This window comes from Massilia suwonensis (assembly GCF_042655665.1).
Lineage (GTDB): Bacteria > Pseudomonadota > Gammaproteobacteria > Burkholderiales > Burkholderiaceae_D > Telluria > Telluria suwonensis.
The window spans coordinates 1,243,819-1,266,081 of record NZ_JBHSMR010000013.1; the positions used below are offsets into that span (position 1 = coordinate 1,243,819).

Annotated in this window: 23 protein-coding genes; 6 read left to right on the top strand and 17 right to left on the bottom strand. The window is 63.8% G+C overall.

Annotation, left to right across the window (positions count from 1 at the left end):
- Window positions 1-140 precede the first annotated feature (140 nt).
- The 15 genes from ACFPQ5_RS13600 to flhD form a co-directional block, all read right to left on the bottom strand.
- Window positions 141-1,346 carry an EAL and HDOD domain-containing protein gene (locus ACFPQ5_RS13600; protein ID WP_379756333.1) on the bottom strand — a complete coding sequence of 402 codons (1,206 nt, stop codon included), beginning with the start codon at window positions 1,344-1,346 and terminating at the stop codon, window positions 141-143.
- 56 nt (window positions 1,347-1,402) lie between these two features.
- Entirely contained in the window at window positions 1,403-2,050 is a 648-nt protein-coding gene (cheZ, locus tag ACFPQ5_RS13605) for a protein phosphatase CheZ (RefSeq protein ID WP_379756337.1), read from the bottom strand.
- 2 nt (window positions 2,051-2,052) lie between these two features.
- Entirely contained in the window at window positions 2,053-2,445 is a 393-nt protein-coding gene (cheY, locus tag ACFPQ5_RS13610; RefSeq protein ID WP_056333842.1) for a chemotaxis response regulator CheY, read from the bottom strand.
- 145 nt (window positions 2,446-2,590) lie between these two features.
- A complete protein-coding gene (locus tag ACFPQ5_RS13615) occupies window positions 2,591-3,652 on the bottom strand; it encodes a protein-glutamate methylesterase/protein-glutamine glutaminase (RefSeq protein WP_379756342.1) in 1,062 nt (353 codons plus the stop codon).
- A gap of 26 nt (window positions 3,653-3,678) precedes the next feature.
- Window positions 3,679-4,281: a chemoreceptor glutamine deamidase CheD gene (gene cheD / locus ACFPQ5_RS13620; protein WP_379756345.1), complete on the bottom strand. Its 603-nt coding sequence runs from the start codon at window positions 4,279-4,281 to the stop codon at window positions 3,679-3,681.
- 23 nt (window positions 4,282-4,304) lie between these two features.
- On the bottom strand, window positions 4,305-5,171 hold the full coding sequence (locus ACFPQ5_RS13625; RefSeq protein ID WP_379756348.1) for a CheR family methyltransferase: 867 nt from the start codon (window positions 5,169-5,171) through the stop codon (window positions 4,305-4,307).
- A gap of 66 nt (window positions 5,172-5,237) precedes the next feature.
- Window positions 5,238-5,732 (bottom strand): chemotaxis protein CheW, encoded by a 495-nt coding sequence (locus ACFPQ5_RS13630; RefSeq protein WP_379756351.1) that lies wholly within the window; start codon window positions 5,730-5,732, stop codon window positions 5,238-5,240.
- Between the two features lie 24 nt (window positions 5,733-5,756).
- On the bottom strand, window positions 5,757-7,895 hold the full coding sequence (gene cheA, locus ACFPQ5_RS13635) for a chemotaxis protein CheA (RefSeq protein ID WP_379756354.1): 2,139 nt from the start codon (window positions 7,893-7,895) through the stop codon (window positions 5,757-5,759).
- A gap of 39 nt (window positions 7,896-7,934) precedes the next feature.
- Window positions 7,935-8,300: a response regulator gene (locus tag ACFPQ5_RS13640; protein ID WP_136218645.1), complete on the bottom strand. Its 366-nt coding sequence runs from the start codon at window positions 8,298-8,300 to the stop codon at window positions 7,935-7,937.
- 54 nt (window positions 8,301-8,354) lie between these two features.
- Window positions 8,355-8,903: a chemotaxis protein gene (locus ACFPQ5_RS13645; RefSeq protein WP_379760113.1), complete on the bottom strand. Its 549-nt coding sequence runs from the start codon at window positions 8,901-8,903 to the stop codon at window positions 8,355-8,357.
- A 22-nt stretch (window positions 8,904-8,925) separates the two neighbouring features.
- Window positions 8,926-9,867: a flagellar motor protein MotB gene (motB, locus tag ACFPQ5_RS13650; RefSeq protein ID WP_379756357.1), complete on the bottom strand. Its 942-nt coding sequence runs from the start codon at window positions 9,865-9,867 to the stop codon at window positions 8,926-8,928.
- Between the two features lie 44 nt (window positions 9,868-9,911).
- Window positions 9,912-10,772: a flagellar motor stator protein MotA gene (gene motA, locus ACFPQ5_RS13655; RefSeq protein ID WP_379756360.1), complete on the bottom strand. Its 861-nt coding sequence runs from the start codon at window positions 10,770-10,772 to the stop codon at window positions 9,912-9,914.
- A 143-nt stretch (window positions 10,773-10,915) separates the two neighbouring features.
- The gene (locus tag ACFPQ5_RS13660; RefSeq protein WP_379756363.1) at window positions 10,916-11,674 is read right to left on the bottom strand and encodes a class I SAM-dependent methyltransferase; all 759 of its coding nucleotides are present in this window, start codon (window positions 11,672-11,674) and stop codon (window positions 10,916-10,918) included.
- A gap of 10 nt (window positions 11,675-11,684) precedes the next feature.
- Window positions 11,685-12,278, bottom strand: coding sequence for a flagellar transcriptional regulator FlhC (gene flhC / locus ACFPQ5_RS13665; protein ID WP_379756366.1), 594 nt, complete (start codon window positions 12,276-12,278; stop codon window positions 11,685-11,687).
- A 90-nt stretch (window positions 12,279-12,368) separates the two neighbouring features.
- The gene (gene flhD / locus ACFPQ5_RS13670; protein WP_047826184.1) at window positions 12,369-12,686 is read right to left on the bottom strand and encodes a flagellar transcriptional regulator FlhD; all 318 of its coding nucleotides are present in this window, start codon (window positions 12,684-12,686) and stop codon (window positions 12,369-12,371) included.
- Between the two features lie 603 nt (window positions 12,687-13,289).
- Here flhD and kynU point away from each other — a divergent pair.
- Genes kynU through ACFPQ5_RS13690 form a run of 4 tightly spaced genes read left to right on the top strand, consistent with a single transcriptional unit; the run spans window position 13,290 to window position 17,144 of the window.
- A complete protein-coding gene (kynU, locus tag ACFPQ5_RS13675; protein ID WP_379756369.1) occupies window positions 13,290-14,549 on the top strand; it encodes a kynureninase in 1,260 nt (419 codons plus the stop codon).
- Between the two features lie 8 nt (window positions 14,550-14,557).
- Entirely contained in the window at window positions 14,558-15,406 is an 849-nt protein-coding gene (gene kynA / locus ACFPQ5_RS13680) for a tryptophan 2,3-dioxygenase (protein WP_379756372.1), read from the top strand.
- 52 nt (window positions 15,407-15,458) lie between these two features.
- On the top strand, window positions 15,459-16,004 hold the full coding sequence (locus ACFPQ5_RS13685; protein ID WP_379756375.1) for an RBBP9/YdeN family alpha/beta hydrolase: 546 nt from the start codon (window positions 15,459-15,461) through the stop codon (window positions 16,002-16,004).
- A 60-nt stretch (window positions 16,005-16,064) separates the two neighbouring features.
- Window positions 16,065-17,144, top strand: a complete 1,080-nt coding sequence (locus ACFPQ5_RS13690; protein ID WP_379756378.1) for an acyltransferase family protein — start codon at window positions 16,065-16,067, stop codon at window positions 17,142-17,144.
- A gap of 205 nt (window positions 17,145-17,349) precedes the next feature.
- Here the strand turns inward: ACFPQ5_RS13690 and htpG are convergent, their stop codons facing one another.
- Both htpG and ACFPQ5_RS13700 read right to left on the bottom strand, forming a co-directional pair.
- Window positions 17,350-19,269: a molecular chaperone HtpG gene (htpG, locus tag ACFPQ5_RS13695; RefSeq protein ID WP_379756381.1), complete on the bottom strand. Its 1,920-nt coding sequence runs from the start codon at window positions 19,267-19,269 to the stop codon at window positions 17,350-17,352.
- Window positions 19,270-19,348: 79 nt separating this feature from the next.
- Window positions 19,349-20,143, bottom strand: a complete 795-nt coding sequence (locus ACFPQ5_RS13700) for a hypothetical protein (RefSeq protein ID WP_379756384.1) — start codon at window positions 20,141-20,143, stop codon at window positions 19,349-19,351.
- Between the two features lie 172 nt (window positions 20,144-20,315).
- On the opposite strand from ACFPQ5_RS13700, the gene ACFPQ5_RS13705 reads away from it, so the two are divergent.
- Both ACFPQ5_RS13705 and ACFPQ5_RS13710 read left to right on the top strand, forming a co-directional pair.
- Window positions 20,316-20,777: a RidA family protein gene (locus tag ACFPQ5_RS13705; protein ID WP_379756387.1), complete on the top strand. Its 462-nt coding sequence runs from the start codon at window positions 20,316-20,318 to the stop codon at window positions 20,775-20,777.
- Between the two features lie 81 nt (window positions 20,778-20,858).
- A complete protein-coding gene (locus tag ACFPQ5_RS13710; protein ID WP_379756390.1) occupies window positions 20,859-22,052 on the top strand; it encodes an aminotransferase-like domain-containing protein in 1,194 nt (397 codons plus the stop codon).
- Window positions 22,053-22,263: the final 211 nt, after the last annotated feature.

Here is a 22,263-nt window from a genome sequence, read left to right on the forward strand (position 1 = left end):
CAAGCCGTGCCACAGAGGCGGTATTGAGATGAGTGTAGGGTGGACTCCCGAGTCCACGGCCGTTCGGTGAAAAGCCGTGGACTCAGGAGTCCACCCTACGATTCTTGGCTGATCGGGAGGGGGCGATTCCCCGCCCGCGCTTACTGCGTCACCGCCTGCGCCCACGCCAGCGCCGACAAATGCGCCTTGTTGACCTCCAGCGGGCTGATGTCGAGCGACCCTGCCAGCGCGCCCACCAGGTTGGAACTGAGCTCGCAGGCCTCGGCCAGCGCCAGGTAGGGCCCGTACATGCCCTCGCGCGCCATCAGCGCGCGCACGACTTCCGGCGGCAGTGGAATCGTTTCCAGCACTTCCTTCATCGGCAGTCCGAGCAGGCGGTCCAGCAGCGAGAACATGCCCGCCACGAACAGGTTTTCGCCCTCGCTCCTCGGCAGTGCATGCAGGCCCAGCAGTTCGGTCAGGCGGCCGCGCACGACGGCCGTTTCCATCAGCACCGGCGAATAGCCGCTCGCGCTGGCGCCCGCCAGCAGCAGGGTCAGCCAGCGGTACAGCGGCGCGTAGCCCATCAGGCTGATGGCCTGGCGGATCGACTGCACGTCGCGCCCTGCTCCGAAGCCCGCCGAATTGATGTTGCGCAGCAGCTTGTAGGTCAAGGCCGGATCGCGCTTGAGCACGCCTTCCAGCTTGGGAATGTCGTCGTTGTTCTGCACCATCTGCATCAGCTGCAGGATGATGGTCTGGGCCGGGTTCAGGCCCTTCACCGGGTTGCCGGGACGCGGGGTCAGGTGCAGCTTGCCGACGAAGGCGTCCAGGCCGAGGGCGGCGCAGGCGTCGTAGTCGATCCAGTTGGTGACCGGACGGCCGACCATGCGCAGCGACGCCTGCTTGGCGGCGGCATAGCTGCGCGCCTGCGCGGCAACGTCGATGCCGGCGAAGCGCATCTCGACGTGCGAGGCATAGGGCGCGAGCGCCGGGGTCAGGTGCTTGACGTCGAGGCCGCGCAACGAGATGCCGACGCCGCCCGCGCGCACCGCCTTGACAGCGGCCCTTGCGTCAGCGTCGTTCAGGCAACGCGCCTGCAGGCTGAGGACGGTGTGCTCGGGCGGCAGGTTGAACAGCGCATCGGTGGACAGCATCGCCGGCACCGCGTCGAGGAAGAGCTGCTTGTCGCGCAGCAGCCAGCCGCGCTCGTCGTCGTTGACGTGTTCGGCGACGAAGGCGACCAGTTGCTCGAGTTCGGCGTCCGGGACGGCCTGGCCGCCCTGCTTCCACAGCAGTTCGTAACCGATCACCCGCTGCGCCGGATCGAGCAGCGGTTCGCGCACAATATAGTTGGTGTGATGCATGGAGTGGCCGCAGTAAAACTAAGGCGGCCTGGGCCGCCAGTGGATAGCCAATAAGCTTAGAAGCCCAGGCTGTCGAGCAGGTCGTCGACCTGGCCCTGGTTCGCCACCACTTCGGTATTGCCTTCCGGCTTGATCTGCGGACCGTTCAGCAGGCCGTTGTCGAGCTCGCGGCGGATCTCGCTCGGGGCGAAATCGATCAGCACCTGCACCAGCTGCTTTTCCAGGTCTTGGGCGATCGAGGTGATCTTGCCGATCACCTGGCCGGTCAGGTCCTGGAAGTCCTGGGCCAGCATGATGTTCATCAGCTCGGCACGGGTGGCGGTGGCGGCGCGTTCGTTCTCGGCCATGACCGCGATGCTGCGCTCGGCCAGCGCGCGCCAGTCGGCCTCAACCGCGCCGTCCTTGTCCAGCAGCGCCTGCCAGGACGTGCGCAGTTCCGCACTGCGGCTTTCGACCGCGTCCTGCAGGGGACCTGCGGCGTCGGTAGCGTCGAGCACGCGCTTGGCGGCCTGTTCCGACAGGCGTGCCACATAATCGAGCCGGTCGCGTGCATCGGGGATGTCGCTGGCCGCCTTCTCGACCAGCTTGTCCAGGCCGAGGCCGCGCAGGCTGTCGTGCAGCGCGCGCGTCATGTGGCCGACGCGGATCAGGACTTCGTCGTTTGCAACCCCTTCTGCAACACCTTCAGCGATCGGCTCAACCATGATCAGGCATTTCCCATTTTCTCGAAGATCTTGTTCAGTTTCTCGTCGAGCGTGGCCGCGGTGAAAGGCTTCACCACATAGCCGCTTGCGCCGGCCTGGGCCGCCGCGATGATGTTTTCCTTCTTCGCTTCCGCGGTCACCATCAGCACCGGCAGCTTGGCCAGGGCGGGATCGGCACGGATGTTTTGCAGCATGGTCAGACCGTCCATGTTGGGCATGTTCCAGTCGGAGACCACGAAGTCGAACTGTTCGCTGCGCAGCTTCGCCAGCGCCATCACGCCGTCTTCCGCTTCGTCGACGTTGGCGTAGCCCAGTTCTTTCAACAAGTTCCGGACGATGCGGCGCATCGTCGAGAAATCGTCAACAACCAGGAAACGCATCTTTGGATCAGCCATGAATTACTCCGTTGTTTCTTTTACTAATGGTTAGTGTGGCTTGAGTCGCTGGCACATGCAGCATCGAGCAAACTCAAGAATAGCATTTTTGTTGCCGTACGGCGATAAAACCGAGCGGAAAAGCCACGTTTCGCCGCGATCCGGATCAAACGCGCAACGCTCTTCCGCCATGTGCCGCCAGGTGCCCCAGCACCAGGCCGGGCAAGGCCGTCAGCGGCGCCACTTCGTGGGTCGCGCCGATCGCGATGGCCTCGCGCGGCATGCCGAAGACGACGCACGAAGCTTCGTCCTGGGCGAAATTCTGCGCACCGGCGTTTTTCATCTCCAGCATACCAGCAGCGCCGTCTTTACCCATGCCCGTCAGGATCACGCCGACTGCATTTTTACCGGCGGCAACAGCCGCCGAGCGGAACAGCACGTCGACCGAGGGACGGTGGCGATTCACCGGATCGGTCTGCTCGATCCTGGTCATGTAGTTGGCGCCCGAGCGCGTGAGCAGCAGGTGCGAGTGGCCCGGCGCGATGTAGGCGTGGCCGGGCAGCACGCGTTCATTGCCCGCGGCTTCGAGCACGGTGATGCGGCACAGCGAATCGAGGCGGCGCGCGAACGAGGTCGTGAAGCCTTCCGGCATGTGCTGGGCGATCAGGATGCCCGGGCAATCGGACGGCATCTGCATCAGGAATTCGCGGATCGCTTCCGTGCCCCCGGTCGAGGCGCCGATGATGATCAGCTTTTCCGACGAAATCAGGGGACTGCGCATCGACGGCAGCGCCGTGGTCGGCGCCGCGCTGGCCACCGTGCGTTTCACGCGCGCACGGGCGGCGGCGCGGATCTTATCGGTGATCAGCTCGGTGTACTCGCGCATGCCGGTCTGGATCGAGATCTTCGGTTTCGTGACGAAGTCGACGGCGCCCAGCTCCAGCGCGCGCATCGTGATTTCAGAGCCGCGCTCGGTCAGCGAGGACACCATCAGCACCGGCATCGGACGCAGGCGCATCAGCTTTTCCAGGAAGTCGAGACCGTCCATCTTCGGCATTTCGACGTCGAGGGTCAGCACGTCGGGATTGTGTTTCTTGATCAGTTCGCGCGCGACGAGCGGATCGGGGGCGGTGGCCACCACTTCCATGTCGGGCTGCGAATTGACGATCTCGCTCATCACGCTGCGGATCAGGGCCGAGTCGTCGACGATCAGGACCTTGGTTTTCATGGTTTATCCTTTTCGTACACAACAGATCAGAACAGGTCGATTTCGCCGCCGACGGGCGTGACCTTGAGTCGCTTGGCGTAGTCGAGCTCGCGCTTGGCCAGCGTATCGTTCTGGGTCTGCATCAGTTTTTTCACGAGTACCTTGCCCGTCTTCGGGAAGAAGTACACCTTGCGCGGGTGAATGTCGTTCAGGTCCTCGGCCAGCACCGGGATGCGTTCCGTCTTGAGGAAATTCATCACGAAGGAGGCGTTGCGTTCGCCCACGTTCATGGCGGTAAAGCCGCGCAGCACGGCGCCGCCGCCGAAGACTTTCGCCTCCAGGTTTTCCCGGCGCGCACCGGCCTTGAGCAGGTCGTTGATCAGCACTTCCATCGCGAAGGTGCCGTAGCGCATCGACGCCGACACCGGGCTGCCTGCATCGCCGCCGCCGTCGGGCAGCATGAAGTGGTTCATGCCGCCCAGGCCGGTGATACGGTCGCGGATGCAGGCCGAGACGCAGGAACCGAGCACGGTGACGATCAGCATGTTCTTGCCGGTGTAGTAGTACTCGCCCGGCAAAATCTTGGCCGCATCGCAATCGAAGGTGCGGTCGTAGTAGACGTTGGTGGCGAACTGGCTATTCGAATGCATGGTGTTTCCGGGATGATGGCAGCTCAGGCGCGGCGGTCGTTGCGAATTTCATTGAGCTCGTAGACGGTCTTGCCGCGCAGGCGCAGCGAGTCGGAAACGTAGAGGAAGTTTTCGGAGTGGCCGGCAAACAGCAGCGCGTGCGGCTTCATCAAAGGCACGAAACGCGCCAGGATCTTGCGCTGCGTTTCCTTGTCAAAATAGATCATCACGTTGCGGCAGAAGATGGCGTCGAACTGGCCACTCACCGGCCAGCTGTCGGACAGCAGGTTCAACTGGCGGAACGTCACCAGCTGGCGCAATTCCGGACGCACGCGCGCCATGCCTTCGTGACGGCCCTTTCCCTTCAGGAAGAAGCGCTTGAGGCGCGCCGGGTCCATCTTTTCCAGGCGCTCCATTCCGTACACGCCTTCGCTCGCGACCGACAGCACATTGGTGTCGATGTCGGTGGCGACGATCTGCACCGGCGGCGTGAGCGTATCGAAGGCTTCGCACAGGGTCATCGCGATCGAGTACGGCTCCTCGCCGGTCGAGCTGGCCGAGCACCAGATGGTCAGAGGCTCGCGGCTCTTGCCGCGCAGGCCGTTGACGTGGTCGGCCAGCAGCGGAAAATGGTGCGCTTCGCGGAAGAACGAGGTCAGGTTCGTGGTCAGGGCGTTCGTGAACGACTCCCACTCCTCGCCCAGGCGCCCCGCTTCCAGGTCGTCCAGGTACTTGCCGAAGGAATGGATGCCGGTCGCGCGCAGGCGCCGCGCCAGGCGGCTGTAGACCATTTCCTGCTTGCTGTCGGCCAGCGAGATGCCGGCGCGGCGGTAGATCAGGGCGCGCACGCGCTCGAAGTCGGCGCGCGTGAAGTCGAATTCCTTGACCGTGTCGGAGGTGTGTAACGGCACTTTGCCTTACCTATGATTCGTTTGCCGGCCGGGGCCGGCGTTGTCGTTTGCTCGGTGCCGTTCGTCTTACGCTGCCAGCTTGTTGTCGATCAGGCCCATCTCGGCGGACGACATCAGGCGGTCGATGTCGACCAGGATCAGCATGCGCTCGTCGACCGTGCCCAGGCCGATCAGGTAATCGGTGGAAAACGCGGTGCCCATGTCCGGCGCCGGCTTGACCTGGTCCGGGGTCAGCGTGGTCACGTCGGAGACGCTGTCGACCACCATGCCCATCACGCGGCCGCCGATGTTCAGGATGATCACGACCGTGAACTGGTCGTAGGTCGGGGTGCCGAGATTGAACTTGATGCGCATGTCCACCACCGGGATGATGATGCCGCGCAGGTTGATCACGCCCTTGATGAATTCCGGCGCGTTGGCGATGCGGGTCACGGCTTCGTAACCGCGGATTTCCTGCACCTTCAGGATGTCGATCCCGTACTCCTCCGAGCCGAGCGTGAAGGCCAGGTATTCGTTGCCGGCGCCGTCCTGCGCTTGCGCGATGGTGTTGGTCATGGACATGGTGTTTTCCTTATTTGTATTCAATCAAGAGGCCAGGGCTTCGTCGGCCAGCTGGCGCAAGGGGCCCGAATCGCGCACCAGCGCCGCCACGTCGAGGATCAGCGAAACGCCGCCGTCGCCCAGGATGGTGGCGCCGGAAATGCCCGCCACCTTGCGGTAGTTCGCTTCCAGGTTCTTCACCACCACGTGCTGCTGGCCGACCAGGTCGTCGATCAGGAGTGCGGCGCGCTTGCCTTCCGATTCCAGGATCACGACGATGCCCTCGCTCGGGTCCTGCACCTTCGAAGCGATGCCGAACACGCCGTGCAGCGCGATCAGCGGCAGGTATTCGCCGCGGACCTTGAGCACCCGGCCGCGGCCGGCGATGTCGCGCACGTCTTCGCGGCGGGGCTGCAGCGACTCGACTACATAGCCTAATGGAAGGATATAGATTTCCTCACCGCAACGTATAGTCATCCCGTCCAAAATGGCGAGTGTGAGCGGTAAAGAGATGGAAATCGTGGTGCCGAAACCACGGGCCGAGCGGATGTCGACCGAGCCGCCCATGGCCGTGATATTACGTTTGACAACATCCATGCCGACGCCGCGGCCGGAAACGTCCGTCACTACGTCGGCCGTGCTGAAGCCCGGCGCGAAGATCAGTTGCCAGACTTCGGCGTCTGTCATGTTCTCGGACACCGACAGCCCGTTCTGGGCCGCCTTGGCGAGGATGCGCTCGCGGTTCAGGCCGCCGCCATCGTCGGCGACTTCGATGACGATGTTGCCGCCCTGGTGGCCCGCCGACAGGAACAGACGCCCTGCTTCCGATTTGCCTGCAGCCGCACGCGCGGCCGGCATCTCGATGCCGTGGTCGATCGAATTGCGCACCAGGTGGGTCAGCGGATCGACGATGCGCTCGATCAAGCCCTTGTCCAGCTCGGTCGCCGCGCCGTGGGTGATGAAGTCGACCTTCTTGCCGAGTTTACTGGCCAGGTCGCGCACCATGCGCGGGAAGCGCGAGAACACGAAGTCCATCGGCATCATGCGGATCGACATCACGGCTTCCTGCAGCTCGCGCGTGTTGCGCGTGAGCTGGGAGACCGAGGACAGCAGGCGCTCGTGCACCATCGGGTCCAGCCCGCCGCTGCGCTGCTCGATCATGGCTTGCGTGATGACGAGTTCGCCGATCAGGTTGATCAATTGATCGACCTTTTCCACCGAGACGCGGATCGAGGACGACTCGGCGCCCTTCTCGTCCTTCTTGGCCGCCTTTTTCTCGACGGCCTCCATCAATTCGTTGGCTACCGCCGGTTTCGCGGGCGCGGCATCGACGCCGGCCAGCGCGCGGATCTGCTCGATCGGCTGGAAGAAACCGTAGCCGCGCTCGTCGTCGGACATATCGGTGTCCGCCGCCGGCGCGTCGTCGGCCGGGTCGAAGAAGCCGTAGCCCTGCTCGTCCTCGATGCGGGCGCGCTCGGCGGCCTCGAGCGCACGCTGCTCGGGCGTCAGCGGCGGCGCTTCGAAGATTTTCAGGTCGTCGGGATTGAGCACGAAGGAGCAGATGGCGACGATGTCTTCCAGGCTCTCGTGGGTGGTGATGATCAGCGCGCTGCGTCCGCCCTCGAGGGGCGTGACCGAGACGCGGCCCATCAGGCCCAGTTCGTCGACCAGGGCATTCACGTCGCGCTGCGGGATGTCGGGCAGCTCGATCTTGTAGCGGTGCGCGCCTTCGCCCGTTTGCGCTTTCGGTTCGGCGTGCAGGAAGGAAGGCGCAACCAGGGACGCCGCCGGCACCAGGCCTTCGGACAGGTCGTGCAGCACCATGCGCACGTCGGCGACGCTGTCCTGGTCGACGTGGGTGCCGTTGCGGTGGCCGTCGAGCTGCATCTTGAGCGTGTCCTTGGCCGCCAGGAAGGCGTCCACGTGCTGGCTCGTCAGGGCCATCTCGCCCTTGCGGATGCGGTCGAGCAGGGACTCGAGCACGTGCGTGACCTCGCTCATGTCGGTGATGCCGAAGGTCGAGGCGCCGCCCTTGACGGAGTGCGCGGTGCGGAAGATCGCGTTCAGGTCTTCGCTATCGGGCGCGCTCACGTCGACGCCCAGCAGCAGCCGTTCCATTTCGGCGAGCAGCTCCTCGGCCTCGTCGAAAAAGACCTGGTAAAACTGGCTGATGTCGATCGTCATGGAGAAATCCTGCAATGCATACGGCGCGGCTCCATTGCCTTAGCCAATCACTTTCTTGACGACTTCGATCAGGCGCTGCGGATCGAAGGGTTTCACCAGCCAGCCGTTGGCGCCGGCCGCGCGGCCCTTGGATTTCATTTCGTCCGACGATTCGGTGGTCAGCATCAGGATCGGCACCTTCTGGTACTCGGGCAGGCCGCGCAAGTGCTTGATCAGCGACAGGCCGTCCATGCGCGGCATGTTCTGGTCGGTCAGCACCAGGTCGACGACCTGGTTCTTCGCCTTGTCCAGGCCATCCTGGCCGTCGACCGCTTCCACCACCTGGTAACCGGCCGCCTTCAGGCTGAACGCCACCATCTGGCGCAGCGAGCTCGAATCGTCGACCGCGAGAATTGTTTTAGCCATGTTGTGCTCCTGCTGTTTTCTTTGGTTTTCTTGGGTTGAGTAGCGAACGAACCTTTAAAACAGTTCGATGTCGCCGCTTTCGAGATGCTGTTGTTCCACCGATTTGCGCAGCACGCTGCGCAGTTCGAGCGACTGGATCGCCAGCGCCATGCTGACCTTGCCCAGGCGCTCGACGATTTCGTCGCTGCCCGTCTCATGCGTGATGTCGGCGCCGTGCTCGTCCAGCGTGCCCAGGAATTCGCGCAAGCCCGTCACGCGCTTCAGGGTACGCTCGATCAGCTGGCTCGTCATGTCCTGGAACTGCATGCTGGTGATCGCCGTGTTGACGTGGCTGCCGATTTCGCCCGACATGCCCGACAGCGCCGCCGCGTCCTCGCCGCTCAGGGTGCCGGCCGCGACCAGGCGGTCGATCGTTTCCTGGCGCGCACCGACGGCGCTGTGGATCGCCATGAAGCTGCTGGTCAGCTTTTCCACGGCTTCCTCGAGCAGCAACTCCGTTTGCAGCAGGTCGGTCTCGACTTCACTCAGGTGGCGTCGCCCGTGCGCCGACACGCCCGACAACAGGCGCTTGACGTGCGAACCCAAAATCTTTTTTCTCATTATGTGCTCCTGTCGGGCCCTGCTGTTACTTCGTCGCCGAACTTGTTGCATCGACGACCGCTTGCGCGGCCGCTTTGCCATCTTGCGCCGGCACGTCGAGCGTGGCGGCGTCGCGCATGACGGCGTCTTCGGTGCGCTTGTTCATCACGATGATGCTGATGCGGCGGTTGATCGGGTTGAACGGATCGGCGCGGTCGAGCGGCGCCGCGGCGGCCAGGCCGACCACGCGCAGGATCTTCTCGTCCGCGAGGCCGCCCACGACCAGGGCCCGGCGCGAGGCATTGGCGCGGTCGGCCGAGAGTTCCCAGTTGCTGTAGCCGGCGTCGCTGTAGTACGGCGTCGAATCCGTGTGGCCCGACAGGCCGATGCGGTTCGGCACGTCGTTCAGCACCATGCCCAGCACGTGCAGGATGTCGCTCGTATAGGGCTGCAGGGTGGCTTTCGCCAGCGCGAACATCGGGCGGTTCTGCTCGTCCACGATCTGGATGCGCAGGCCTTCGCTGGTGATGTCGAGCAGCAACTGGTTCTGGTATTTCTTCAGCGTGGGATTGGCCTCGATGACCGACTCGATCTTCATCTTCAGCGTCTTCAGGCGCTCGCCCTCGGCCTTCTCGAGCGCGGCGCGCGCGTCGTTCAGGTCGTAGGTCTTCTTGTTGGTCTCCATGTCGCCCTTCTTGACCTGGCCGTTGCGGCGCGTGAGGTCGGTGCCGCCGCCCTTGATGACGGAAGAGCTGTCGCCGGAGCCGGAGCCGCCCGACATCGCTACTTTGAGCGGGTTCTTGAAGAATTCGGAGATGCCCTCGAGGTCGCCCTTGGAGGTGGAACCAAGCAGCCACATCAGCAGGAAGAAGGCCATCATCGCCGTCACGAAGTCGGCGTAGGCGATCTTCCAGGCGCCGCCATGGTGCCCGCCAGCGGTCTTCTTGATCCGCTTGACGATGATCGGGCGCATTCCTTCGTCAGCCATGGCGATTCCGTGGGGTGGTCAGATAGGGTTGGATGAGCAAGGAATTACTTGCTCTTCGACTTCTTGATGTGCTCTTCCAGCTCGGCGAAGGAAGGACGCTCGGTCGAGTACAGCACCTTGCGGCCGAATTCGACGGCCAGGGCCGGCGCGTAGCCGTTCAGGCTGGCGAGCAGGGTCACCTTCACGCACTGGAACATCTTGCTCGATTCATCGAGCTTCTGTTCCAGCAGGCTGGCCAGCGGACCGACGAAGCCGTAGGCCAGCAGGATGCCGAGGAAGGTACCGACCAGCGCCTTGGCGATCAGGATACCGAGTTCCGCCGGCGGGATGCCGACCGATTCCATCGTGTGCACCACGCCCATGACGGCCGCGACGATACCGAAGGCCGGCAGGCCGTCGCCCAGCTTGGCGATCACATGGGCCGGCACCGCGCCTTCGTGGTGGTGGGTCTCGATCTCGTTGTCCATCAGGTTCTCGATCTGGAAGGCGTCCATGTTACCGGACACCATCAGGCGCAGGTAGTCGGCCATGAATTCGACGATGTGGTGGTCGGCCAGCACCAGCGGGTATTTCGAGAACAGCGGGCTCGCTTCGGGCGATTCGATATCGCCCTCGATCGACATCAGGCCCTCTTTGCGCACCTTCGACAGCACGTCGAACAACAGCGACATGAGCTCCATGTACATTTCACGGGTGTATTGCGAGCCCTTGAACACGCTCGGCAAGGCCTTCATCGTGGCCTTGATCGACTTGTTGTTGTTACCGACAAAGAATGCGCCGACGGCCGCGCCGCCGATCATCAAGAGTTCGAGCGGCTGGAACAGCACGCCCACGTGGCCGCCGGACATGACGAAACCACCGAACACCGACGCGCAGACAATGACGTAACCAATAATAACGAACAAGAAGGTGCTCCAGAAGACGGCCAGGCAGGCCTGGAAATCCGAGACAATGTATCTCAGAAAAAATATTTACTCAGGGAACTACAGCAGCTGGAACAATAGCTTGAGAATGGCCTATGGGCAAGTAAAAAGCCCCGTTTTGTGGCCTAAAAGTGCCAAATGTAGAGAGTTCGACCAGTGTCTTGTAGATAGAGAGACATGCTTGGTAACACTTCGGAAACAGTAAATTCATAACTCATCAGCATGCTGCCCGGACGCATCTCGCGTTTGGCTTTGCGCCACAGCGCCGTCATGACAGCCGGCGAGAGGTAGGCGAAGACGGCGTCGTAGGCGCCGAAGTCGAGTGACTCATAGTCACCGCGGATGAAAACGGCGCTGCTGCCTGTGAGGCGCGCGCGCAGCCAGCTGGCCAGCCAGGGCAGCGGCGCCAGCTCGATGCCGGTGGCCTGCACGTTCGGGCGGCGCGCCAGGTCCAGCACCAGCCCGCCCAGGCCGCTGCCGATATCGATCACGCTCACTCTTCCCCCCTGCGGCAGCTGCTCGGCGACCGCTGCCCAGGCGCTCTTGCCGGACGGGTAGTACGGCACCTGGGTGCGGAAGGTCGACCAATACAAGACCAGCATGAACAGGAAGATGGCCAGGAACAGCCAGGGCGGCAGGTCGAGGCCGCTTCCCGCGTACAGGGCTGCCGGGAACAGCAGGCCGATCGCGATCCACCAGGAGGCGAGGCGCACGCGCCAGGTCAGCAGCGCGGCGAATGCGCCCTGCAGCAAGGCGGCATGCAGGTAGGACGGCTGCGCGCCGGCGCGCGCCAGCAGGTAGACGGCAAGTAAAGTCAGCGGAAAGGCGGCAAGCTGGCACAGCAGCGCGCGCACGGCGGGTGCGCGCAGGAGTCGGAGGCCCACGATGGCGCCGTCAGGCCTCGCCCTCGGCGTCCTGGCGCGCAGAATCGGCTTCTGCAGCGGCCGCATCCGCGGCGGCGGCGTCCTTGGCTTTTCTCGTCTTGCCGGCGCGCGAAGGCATGTGGCACAGGCCGCACAGGTAGTCGCGGTTCAGGTCGAGCGCATTGACGACGAACTTGCCCTTGCACTTGCCGCAGGGGGCCAGCGCCAGCATATTGCTTTGAAAGAAACGCACCAGGGTCCAGGCGCGCGTGAGCGAGAGCAGCGGCTCTTCGCCGGGCGCGGCCGGCATTTGTTCGAGGTAGAGTTTATAGGCCTTCATCACCGCCTGCACGCCCGAGGCGCCGGCATTTTCTACCAGGAAGTTGTAGATATTGATGAACAGCGAAGAATGGATGTTCGGCTGCCAGGTCAGGAACCAGTCGGTCGAGAACGGCAGCATGCCTTTCGGCGGCGAGACGCCCTTCAGTTCCTTGTACAGCTTGATGAGGCGCTCGCGGGAGAGCGAGACTTCGCTCTCGAGCAGTTGCAGGCGGGCGCCCAGAGTGATCAGCTCGATGGCGAGCTGGATTTCCTGCGCTTCAGATACGACGCTTTTTTTACTCATCCCACGGCTCCGGCTGGTGTCCCGGCTATCCTACACTATCAGGCCGAGCTCAGCGGGATTTTACAATGTATCTCTAAGGAAACGCTACGCTTAAGCGATTTCTTCCGCGGGTTGACCCGCCATCAGGATGGCTGCGTGCGATTGCGCCAGGGCGCGGTCCTTGCTGTGGCTGGTCAGCATCGACAGGATGGCCGTGTCGTCGAAGCGGAAGCGGGCCAGCATCATGTTGCCGCCGGCGAGCTTCAGGATCTGGGCATTGCTCATGCCTTCGATCAGGTCCGCGATGTCGGCCGAGATGCCGAGACGGAAAATGGCGGTGACTTTGTCGGCGCGGATCATTTGCTGGGCCAGCATCAGGTAGCTCAGGTTGGCGTCCCGGATTTCAGCCATCATGTCGTTTGCAGTCATTTTTCTCTCCATCTTCCTGTTGAACCTGGCGGTTTGTGTTGCCAGTGAGATAGATTCTGACCGTAGAGAAACATTAGGGGAATCGGACGGACCCTGTATTTTGCGTCCGGTAAACGCGGGCGTGCCCGTAGGAGTTTGTCTGACAAACCCAGGCTGAATAGGGAGGCGCTCCTATGAAAACAGGAGGCTGAAGAGGTGCTGCGAACTGCGCTTTTCTGGACTGCTTGCTGTTACTGCGGATCATCTATGTGTTGGTTTACGTCAACCAAAACGAGAACTTTAGGGGCGTCCTGAACTTTTTTTCAGGTCTTTTTCATCCCTTGTGCACCTTTAACGGCAGCGTTCGGAGGAACTTTAGGGTGTTTTGAAAATATTTTTGAATTATTTTCAGACACCGTTTTGCCGCCTCTGACTCCTTTACGGCCGGGTTCGGCAGAACTTTAGGGTTCAACGCGAAAAAATTTAAAAAAAGTTCAAAATAGTTCGCCACAGGACCGTAAGAGGCTAAAAAGATAGCAAAGCGTCATCGACGCTTGCCGCCGGACGGCCGTTTCTTGTTACACTCGCGGCCGAACGGCCCCGCCCACCACTGCCCCCTTCTATATGAACGAATTCTCGATCACCCGCGCCGACTGCCTCGCGCGCGACGCCCAGGACCCGCTGGCGCCCCTGCGCGAACGCTTCGACCTGCCGCCGGACGTCATCTACCTCGACGGCAACTCGCTTGGCGCCCGTCCGCGCGCGGCGCTCGAGCGCGCCCAGCAGGTGGTAGCGCGCGAATGGGGCCGCGACCTGATCACCAGCTGGAACACGGCCGGCTGGTTCGACATGCCCAAGCGCCTGGGCGAGCGCCTCGGCCCGCTGATCGGCGCCAAGCCGGGCGAAGTGGCCGTTACCGACACGACCTCCCTGAACCTGTTCAAGGCGCTGGCCGCGGCCGTGCGCCTGCAGGCCGAGGGACCAAACGCCGCGCGGCGCGTCATCGTCACCGAGCGCAGCAACTTCCCGACCGATATCTATATGGCCGAGGGCCTGAGCGAGTGGCTGCAGCAGGGCTATCGCGTGAAGCTGGTCGATTCGGTCGAGGAACTGCCGGCCGCGATCGACGCCGACTGCGCCGTCGTCATGCTGACCCACGTGAACTACCGGACCGGCTACCAGCACGACATGGCCGCCCTCACCCGCCACGCGCACCAACATGGTGCATTGATCGTCTGGGACCTGGCCCACTCGGCCGGCGCCGTGCCGGTCGACCTGAACGCGGCCGAAGCCGACTTCGCGGTCGGCTGCACCTATAAATACCTGAACGGCGGTCCCGGCTCGCCGGCCTTCATCTGGGTGCCGCAGCGGCACCAGGAGAAGTTCTCGCATCCGCTCACGGGCTGGTGGAGCCATGCCAGACCCTTCGCCATGTCGCACGGCTTCGAAGCCTGCGATGGCATCGGCCGCGCCCTGTGCGGCACCCAGCCGGTGGTGTCGCTGGCGCTGGTCGAATGCGGGCTCGAGGTCTTCGAGGAAACCGGTATGGACGCCGTCCGCGCCAAGTCGCTGGCCCTGACCGACCTCTTCATCGAACTGGTCGAAGGCACCTGCGCGAATCATCCGCTGGGACTGGTGACGCCGCGCGAGCACGCCCGCCGCGGCAGCCAGGTCAGCTTCACCCATCCGCACGGCTATGCGGTGATGGCGGCCCTGATCGCGCGCGGCGTGATCGGCGACTACCGCGAGCCGGAGATCATGCGCTTCGGCTTCACGCCGCTCTACACGCGCTATGTCGACGTGTGGGATGCGGTGGCGATCCTGAAGGACATCCTCGACCGCGAAGACTACGATGTGGCCGCCGAACGCGGCGCAGTGACCTGAGGCCTGCCATGAACGACGAATCGAAGAAGCCGGCCCAGGCCCAGTGGCACGGCGCGAAAATGGATTTCAAGGAGTCGATGAGCTATGGCGACTACCTCGGCCTGAACCAGATCCTATCAAGCCAGCACCCGCTCTCGCCGAACCACAATGAGATGCTGTTCATCATCCAGCACCAGACCAGTGAACTCTGGGTCAAGCTGATGCTGCACGAACTGCACGCCGTGCGCGCCCACCTGCGCGCGGGCGAACTCGATCCGGCTTTTAAAATGCTGGCGCGGGTGGCGCGCATCATGGATCAACTGGTGCACGCCTGGGACGTGCTGGCGACGATGACGCCCTCCGAATACACGGCGATCCGCCCCTATCTGGGCGCCTCCTCGGGCTTCCAGTCGCACCAGTACCGCGAACTCGAATTCATCCTCGGGAACAAGAACGCGGCCCTGCTGGGGGTGCACGAAAAGAATCCGCCGGCCCACGCGACCCTGTCTGCCGCCCTGAACACGGCTTCGATCTACGACGAAGCCGTGGCCCTGCTGGCGCGCAGCGGTTTTACGATCGCCCCCGAGCGCCTGGCACGCTCGCCGCACGAACCGACTGCCCATGACGACTCGGTGCAGGCGGCCTGGCTGGCCGTCTACCAGGACCCCGAACAGCACTGGGGCCTGTACGAACTGGCCGAAAAGCTGGTCGACCTCGAGACAGCCTTCCGCTTCTGGCGCTTCCGCCACGTGACGACGGTCGAGCGCATCATCGGCTTCAAGACCGGGACCGGCGGCACCGCGGGCGTGAGCTACCTGCGCAAGATGCTCGACGTCGTCCTGTTCCCGGAACTGTTCGCGTTGCGCACGGCACTGTGAACGCTGCGGCCGGCGCTGCGGGTTAGAATGGCCTGATCGACAAGGAGGCGGCATGGATGGCGACGTACTGATTCTCTCGGGCCTGTGGAATTCGGGGCCGCAGCACTGGCAGTCGTATCTGGAAGCGCGTCATCCGGCGTGGCGCCGGGTCGCGCACCGCGACTACAACAACCCGGAGCGCGGCGAATGGGTGGCCGAACTCGATGCCGCCGTCGCCGCCTGCGCGGGCGCGCCGGTGCTGGTCGCGCACAGCCTGGGCTGCATCCTCGCCGCGCACTGGGCTGCCTCCGGCTCGCCGCTGCGCGCGGCCGGCGCCTTCCTGGTCGCGCCGAGCGACGTCGACGCGCCGTCCTACCCGATCGGCACCAACGGCTTCGCGCCCATGCCGCTGGCGCGCCTGCCCTTTCCCAGCCTCGTCATCGCCAGCACGAACGACGAATTCGTCAGCCGCGAGCGCGCCCTCGCCTTTGCCGAAGCCTGGGGCAGCCGCTACGTCGAAATCGGCGCGGCGGGCCACGTCAACACCGACGCCGGCTACGGCGACTGGCCCGAGGGCGAGCGCCTGCTGCTCGAATTCCTCGAGCAAGTGCGCGCCTGAACCTGCGTTAGTCAGCCAATGGAAGCGTCGAGCAGCCCCGCGACAGGATCGTCCGCTTCCTTGCCGCGTCCGTTTTCGCTCTACCTCGACCTCTGCCGCTTCCTGGCGGCGGTGCTGGTCGTCGTCAGCCACATCGTGCCGTATGGCGTGATCGCGGCCGGTTCCGCCAACTGGTGGCTGAACCTGGGGCGCGAATCGGTGGTGCTGTTCTTCGTGCTCTCAGGCTTCGTCATCGCCTACACGACCGAACGCAGGAAGGCCGGCCTGCGCGACTACTGCATTGCCCGCGCCACCCGCATCTATTCGGTCGCCCTGCCCCTGGTGCTGCTCGCTTTTGCGCTGGCCGCCGTGCTGGTGCTGTCCGGCCGCGCCAACCTTGGTAACTACTACCAGCTCGCCAAACCCTGGCTCTACCTGCCGCTGCACCTGCTGTTCATGGGCGAACTCTGGACCATCTCGGAGCCGCCGCCCCTGCTCGCACCCTACTGGTCGCTGGGCTACGAAGTCTGGTACTACGTGCTGTTCGGCGCCGCCTTCTACCTGCGCGGCAAGCGCCGCATCATCGTGCTCGGCGCGCTCCTGCTGCTGGTCGGCCCCAAGCTCTGGCTGCTGCTGCCGGTCTGGTGCGCCGGGGTCTGGCTCTGGCACCGGCAAAAGACGCACGCGATCGCGCGCCCGCTGGCCCTGTTCGGCTGGTGGGCGACGCTGGCCTTGCTGGCGGGATTCAAGATGAGCGGGATGGATACGTCCCTGCGCATGTTCGCGCTGTCGGCCTGGCCTTTACCTGATGTGCCATTGAAGAGTGCCGACCGCTTCCTGGCGGACTACCTGGTGTGCGTGCTGGTGGTGGCGAACTTCCTGTGCGCGCGCAGCCTTGGCTTCATTGCGCTGCTGCGCATCGAGAGGCCGGTGCGGCGGCTGGCATCCTATACGTTCACGCTGTATCTGGTGCATGCGCTGGTGATGCGGGTGTGGCTGGTGTTCCATCCGGATCGGACGGATCTCGGCGGGGTCGCGCTGCTGGTGGTCTTGATCATCGCATGCACCTGGATCGTCGGACAGCTGACCGAGCACCGCAAGGCATGGTGGGAACGGGTGTTCGTGAGGCTTGCAGCACGGAGCCAGGCCACTGCACGCTGAACCTTCTATACGTAGGGTGGGCATGCCCTGCCTGTCGGGCAGGGCGCTCCGCGGGCGGGCAGCATGCTGCCCGAATTCCCCGCTACGCCCCACGCGTGAACGTCGCACTGTGTTGGCTTCGTTTGAGGAAAGACCCCGCCAACACGATGCAGACGTGACGTGTGGGCATGCCCACCCTACAAAACCGGGCCCAGAGGCCCGGTTTTTACTTCCCCGTCGCCAGCAGCATCTCGTTCAAACGCTTCACGAACGCCGCCGGATCGGTCAGGCTGCCGCCCTCGGCCAGCATCGCCTGGTCGAACAGGATATGCGACCAGTCTGCAAAGCGCGGGCTGCTCGCGTCTTCGTACTTCAGGCGCGTCACCAGCGGGTGGTTCGGGTTGATCTCGAGGATCGGCTTCGACTCCGGCGCGTTCTGGCCGGCCGCCTTGAGCATGCGCACCAGGTTGGCCGACAGCTCGTGCTCGTCCGCCACCAGGCAGGCCGGCGAATCGGTCAGGCGGTGCGTCACGCGCACGTCTTTCGCCTTGTCCGCCAGCGCGCCCTTCATCTGCTCGACCAGCTCCTTGTACTGGGTCTCGGTCTCTTCGTGTTCCTTCTTCTCGGCTTCGTCTTCCAGCTTGCCCAGATCCAGGCCGCCCTTGGCCACCGAGGTCAGCTCCTTGCCGTCGAACTCCGTCAGGAAAGACAGCATCCATTCGTCGACGCGGTCCGTCAGCAGCAGCACTTCGACGCCCTTCTTGCGGAAGATCTCGAGGTGCGGGCTGTTCTTCGCGGCGTTGTAGCTGTCGGCCGTGACGTAATAGATCTTGTCCTGGCCTTCCTTCATGCGCGCGATGTAGTCGGCGAAGGACACGGTCTGGTCGGCGGAGTCGGCGTTGGTCGAGGCGAAGCGCAGCAGCTTGGCGATGCGGTCCTTGTTGGTCGCGTCCTCGCCGATGCCCTCTTTCAGCACCTGGCCGAATTCCTTCCAGAAGGTCGTGTATTTGTCCTTGGTTTCCTGCTCATCGGCGTTCGCCAGTTCTTCCAGCATGCCCAACACGCGCTTGGTCGAACCTTCGCGGATCACCTTGACGTCGCGCGACTCCTGCAGGATCTCGCGCGAGACGTTCAGCGGCAGGTCGGCCGAATCGATCACGCCCTTGATGAAGCGGAGATAGGTCGGCATCAGCTGCTCGGCGTCGTCCATGATGAAGACGCGCTTCACGTAGAGCTTGATGCCGCCGCGCTTGTTGCGGTCCCACAGGTCGAAGGGCGCGTGGCTCGGCACGTAGAGCAGCTGGGTGTACTCGCTGCGGCCTTCGACGCGGTTGTGCGTGTAGGTCAGCGGCTCCTGGAAGTCGTGCGAGACGTGCTTGTAGAACTCGTCGTACTGCTCTTTCGTCACTTCCGACTTGTTGCGAGCCCACAGGGCACTGGCCTGGTTGACGGTCTCGAACTCGTCCTTCAGCACCGTTTCCTTCTTCTCCTCGTCCCACTCTTCCTTCTGCATCAGGATCGGCAGCGAGATGTGGTCGGAGTATTTACGGATGATCGACTTGATCTTCCAGTTCGAGAGCAGCTCTTCCTCGCCAGCGCGCAGGTGCAGGATGACGTCGGTGCCGCGGCCGGCCTTCTCGATCGCTTCGACCGAGTAGTCGCCCTCGCCGGTCGACTCCCAGCGTACGCCTTCGTTCGCTGCGGCGCCCGCGCGGCGGGTCTCGACGGTGATGCGGTCGGCGACGATGAAGCCCGAATAGAAGCCCACGCCGAACTGGCCGATCAGGGCCGCGTCGGCCTGCTGGTCGCCCGACAGGCGCGAGAAGAATTCCTTGGTGCCCGACTTGGCGATCGTGCCCAGGTGCGAGATGACTTCGTCGCGGCTCATGCCGATGCCGTTGTCCGAAATCGTGATGGTCTTCGCATCCTTGTCGAAGTTGACGCGGATCTTGAGCTCGTGGTCGTTGCCGTACAGGGCGTCGTTGTTGATCGCCTCGAAGCGCAGCTTGTCGGCCGCGTCGGACGCGTTCGAGATCAGCTCGCGCAGGAAGATCTCCTTGTTCGAATACAAGGAGTGAATCATCAGTTGCAGCAGCTGTTTTACTTCAGCTTGAAAGCCAAGGGTTTCTTTTTCGGCGTGCGCCATCTTGTTCCTCGTCGGTGTTACAGGTTGAACGGATTGCTGCAATATTGGGATACTGTCACCGTTTTCAAGACCCCGAATTTCAGGCCTTTACCTGCGGGGCAACCGGTGCCGGCAGCGCAGGCTTGGCCAGCAGCCGCCGCGCCGCGACGTGCACGATCAGCGCGCAACCCAGCGCCAGTGCGAACGCGCTTCCGACCGCCTCCTCGCGCAGCTGCATCGCCAGCGTCACGCAAAACACGGCAAAGCCGAAATAGCCCACCACCATGCCGCGCAGCAGGGCCACGGCGCTGCCGCGTCCGGCACCAAGGTGGGCGAAGCCGACCAGCACCGTGCTCATCACCGGGAACATGGCGAAGAAGCCCGACAGGCGCGCGCCCAGGTGGGTGGCGCCGGCCGTGACGGACAGCACCAGCACGGCGGCGGCCAGCATGCGCCACGGCAGGTCATTGCGCGGCTTTCCGGCGGCGTCTGGCGTCGCGCTTGGGAAGAGCTTGAAGGTCAGCAGCAAGGCGCACCAGACCAGCACGAAGGCCAGCCCCAGCGGCCAGTGCGCGCTCTGCAGGACGGCGACGCTGCCCGCCCAGGCCAGTAGCGCCAGCGCCATCGAGCCGGCCATGCCGCAACGCGACGAGGCCCATGCATACGCCAGGCTGAACACGAGAATGGCGAGCACCGCGAGCAGGGTGCCCTCCGCGGCCCGCGCTGCAAAGGCGGCGCCCTGCTCCAGGCTCAGGGTCAAGAGGATGGGACCGGCGACGATGGGAAAGGCGGACAGCCAGCCCGCCACCTGCGGCCCCCAGCGGCGCCCGGCCAGCGTGATTAGGTAAATCAGCAGGGGAACCAGCGTCAGTTTGAGGACGAGCACGGCATTCATGGGGAGCGATCCTGGCGGGCCGCGCTGCGGCGATGCCGGATGATACCACTAGGAAATACTAACTTGATAACAAACTGCACCAATACAGGGCGGACCTGCCGACACAAACGTGTCCTTCGACGCTGGCAAGTCGTACAATACCGGCTTCATCCACCGCTCTACAGAGAATCCCATGTCCGTCTACGACAAACTGAAGGAACTGAACATCACCCTGCAGCAAGCTGCTGCCCCGGCCGCCGCCTACGTCATGTACGTACAGACCGGCAACCTGGTCTTCATCTCGGGCCACATCGCCAAGAACGCGGACGGCTCGGTCAACGTCGGCCAGCTGGGCAAGGACAAGACCACGGCGGACGGCCAGGCTGCCGCGCGCGCCATCGCCATCGACCTGATGGGCACCCTGCAGGATGCTTGCGGCGGCGACCTGACGCGTGTAAAACGCATCGTCAAGCTGATGAGCCTCGTGAACTCGACCCCGGACTTCACCGAGCAGCACCTGGTGACCAACGGCGCGTCGGAACTGTTCGGCGACGTCTTCGGCGACGCCGGCAAGCATGCCCGCTCCGCCTTCGGCGTGGCCCAGATCCCGCGCGGCGCCTGCGTCGAGATCGAAATGATCGTCGAAGTGGCGTAAGACTTACCGAGAGGCCGGGCCACAAGCCCGGCCTTTTTTTCAGCAGGCGGCCTATCCGGCGGCTCTTCCAGTGAGACCAGTATGAAAATCGAGAATCCGAATCCCATCCAGTGGCAGTTTTCCGAGCGCGCGCAGGGGCTGCAAAGCTCCTTCATCCGCGAGATCCTGAAGATCACCCAGCGCCCGGAGATCATCTCCTTCGCCGGCGGCCTGCCCTCGCCGGCCACCTTCCCGGTCGAGCGCATGAAGGCCGCCTACGACAAGGTGCTCAGCGAAACCGGCAAGGTGGCGCTGCAGTACGGCCCGACCGACGGCTACGCGCCGCTGCGCGAATGGATCGCGAACTCGCTGTCCACGGAAGGCACGAAGATCCTGCCCGAGCAGATCATGATGGTGTCCGGTTCGCAGCAGGCACTCGATTTGATCGGCAAGGTGCTGATCGACGAAGGCAGCCGCGTGCTGGTCGAAACCCCGAGCTACCTGGGCGCGCTGCAGGCCTTTTCGGTCTACCGTCCCGAATTCGCCTCGGTGGAAACCGACGACGACGGCCTGGTGCCGTCCTCGATCGAAGGCGTCGCCAAGGGTGCCCGCCTGCTCTACGCGCTGCCGAACTTCCAGAACCCGACCGGCCGCTCGCTCTCGCTGGCGCGGCGCCAGGAACTGGTCGAGACCTGCGCGCGCCTGCAGCTGCCGCTGATCGAGGACGATCCTTACGGTGCGCTCTCGTATTCGGGCGAACCCATGCCGAAACTGCTGTCCATGAACCCGGACGGCGTGATCTACATGGGTTCCTTCTCCAAGGTGCTGACCCCGGGCATCCGCCTCGGCTACGTCTGCGCCCCGCTGCCGCTGGTGCGCCGCCTCGAGCTGGCCAAGCAGGCGGCCGACCTGCACACCGCCCAGCTGACGCAAATGGTGGTGCACGAAGTGGTGAAGGACGGCTTCCTGGATGAGCACATCCCGACCATCCGCACCCTGTATGCGAACCAGTGCCAGGCCATGCTGGACGCGATGGCCGAACACTTCCCGGCCGGCGTCAGCTGGACCAAACCGGAAGGCGGCATGTTCATCTGGGTCACGCTGCCGAAGAGCGTCGACGCCATGAAGCTGCTCGACACGGCGATCGCCTCGCGCGTGGCCTTCGTGCCGGGCGCGCCCTTCTACGCCAACGAAGGCGAAACGAATACGCTGCGCCTCTCCTTTGTCACCGTGCCGCCTGAGCGCATCCGCGAGGGCATTGCCATCCTCGGCAAGCTGATCGCCGCCATGCTGTAAACCCTGCCGGCGCCGCCTCCACGGCGGCGCTATTCTCCCTGCATAAACTCCAATTCCCTTTCGGAAAAACCTGTGGTTACAGCAGCTTTCGTACCACAAAGTTGTGGCACTTCAACAATAAAAACTAGCCCTTAGGCAACAAAAATTACCGCCGGTGTCGACATCGGGGTATGATTTTGAACGAAATCAATCCCGTCACCGCGACAACCGC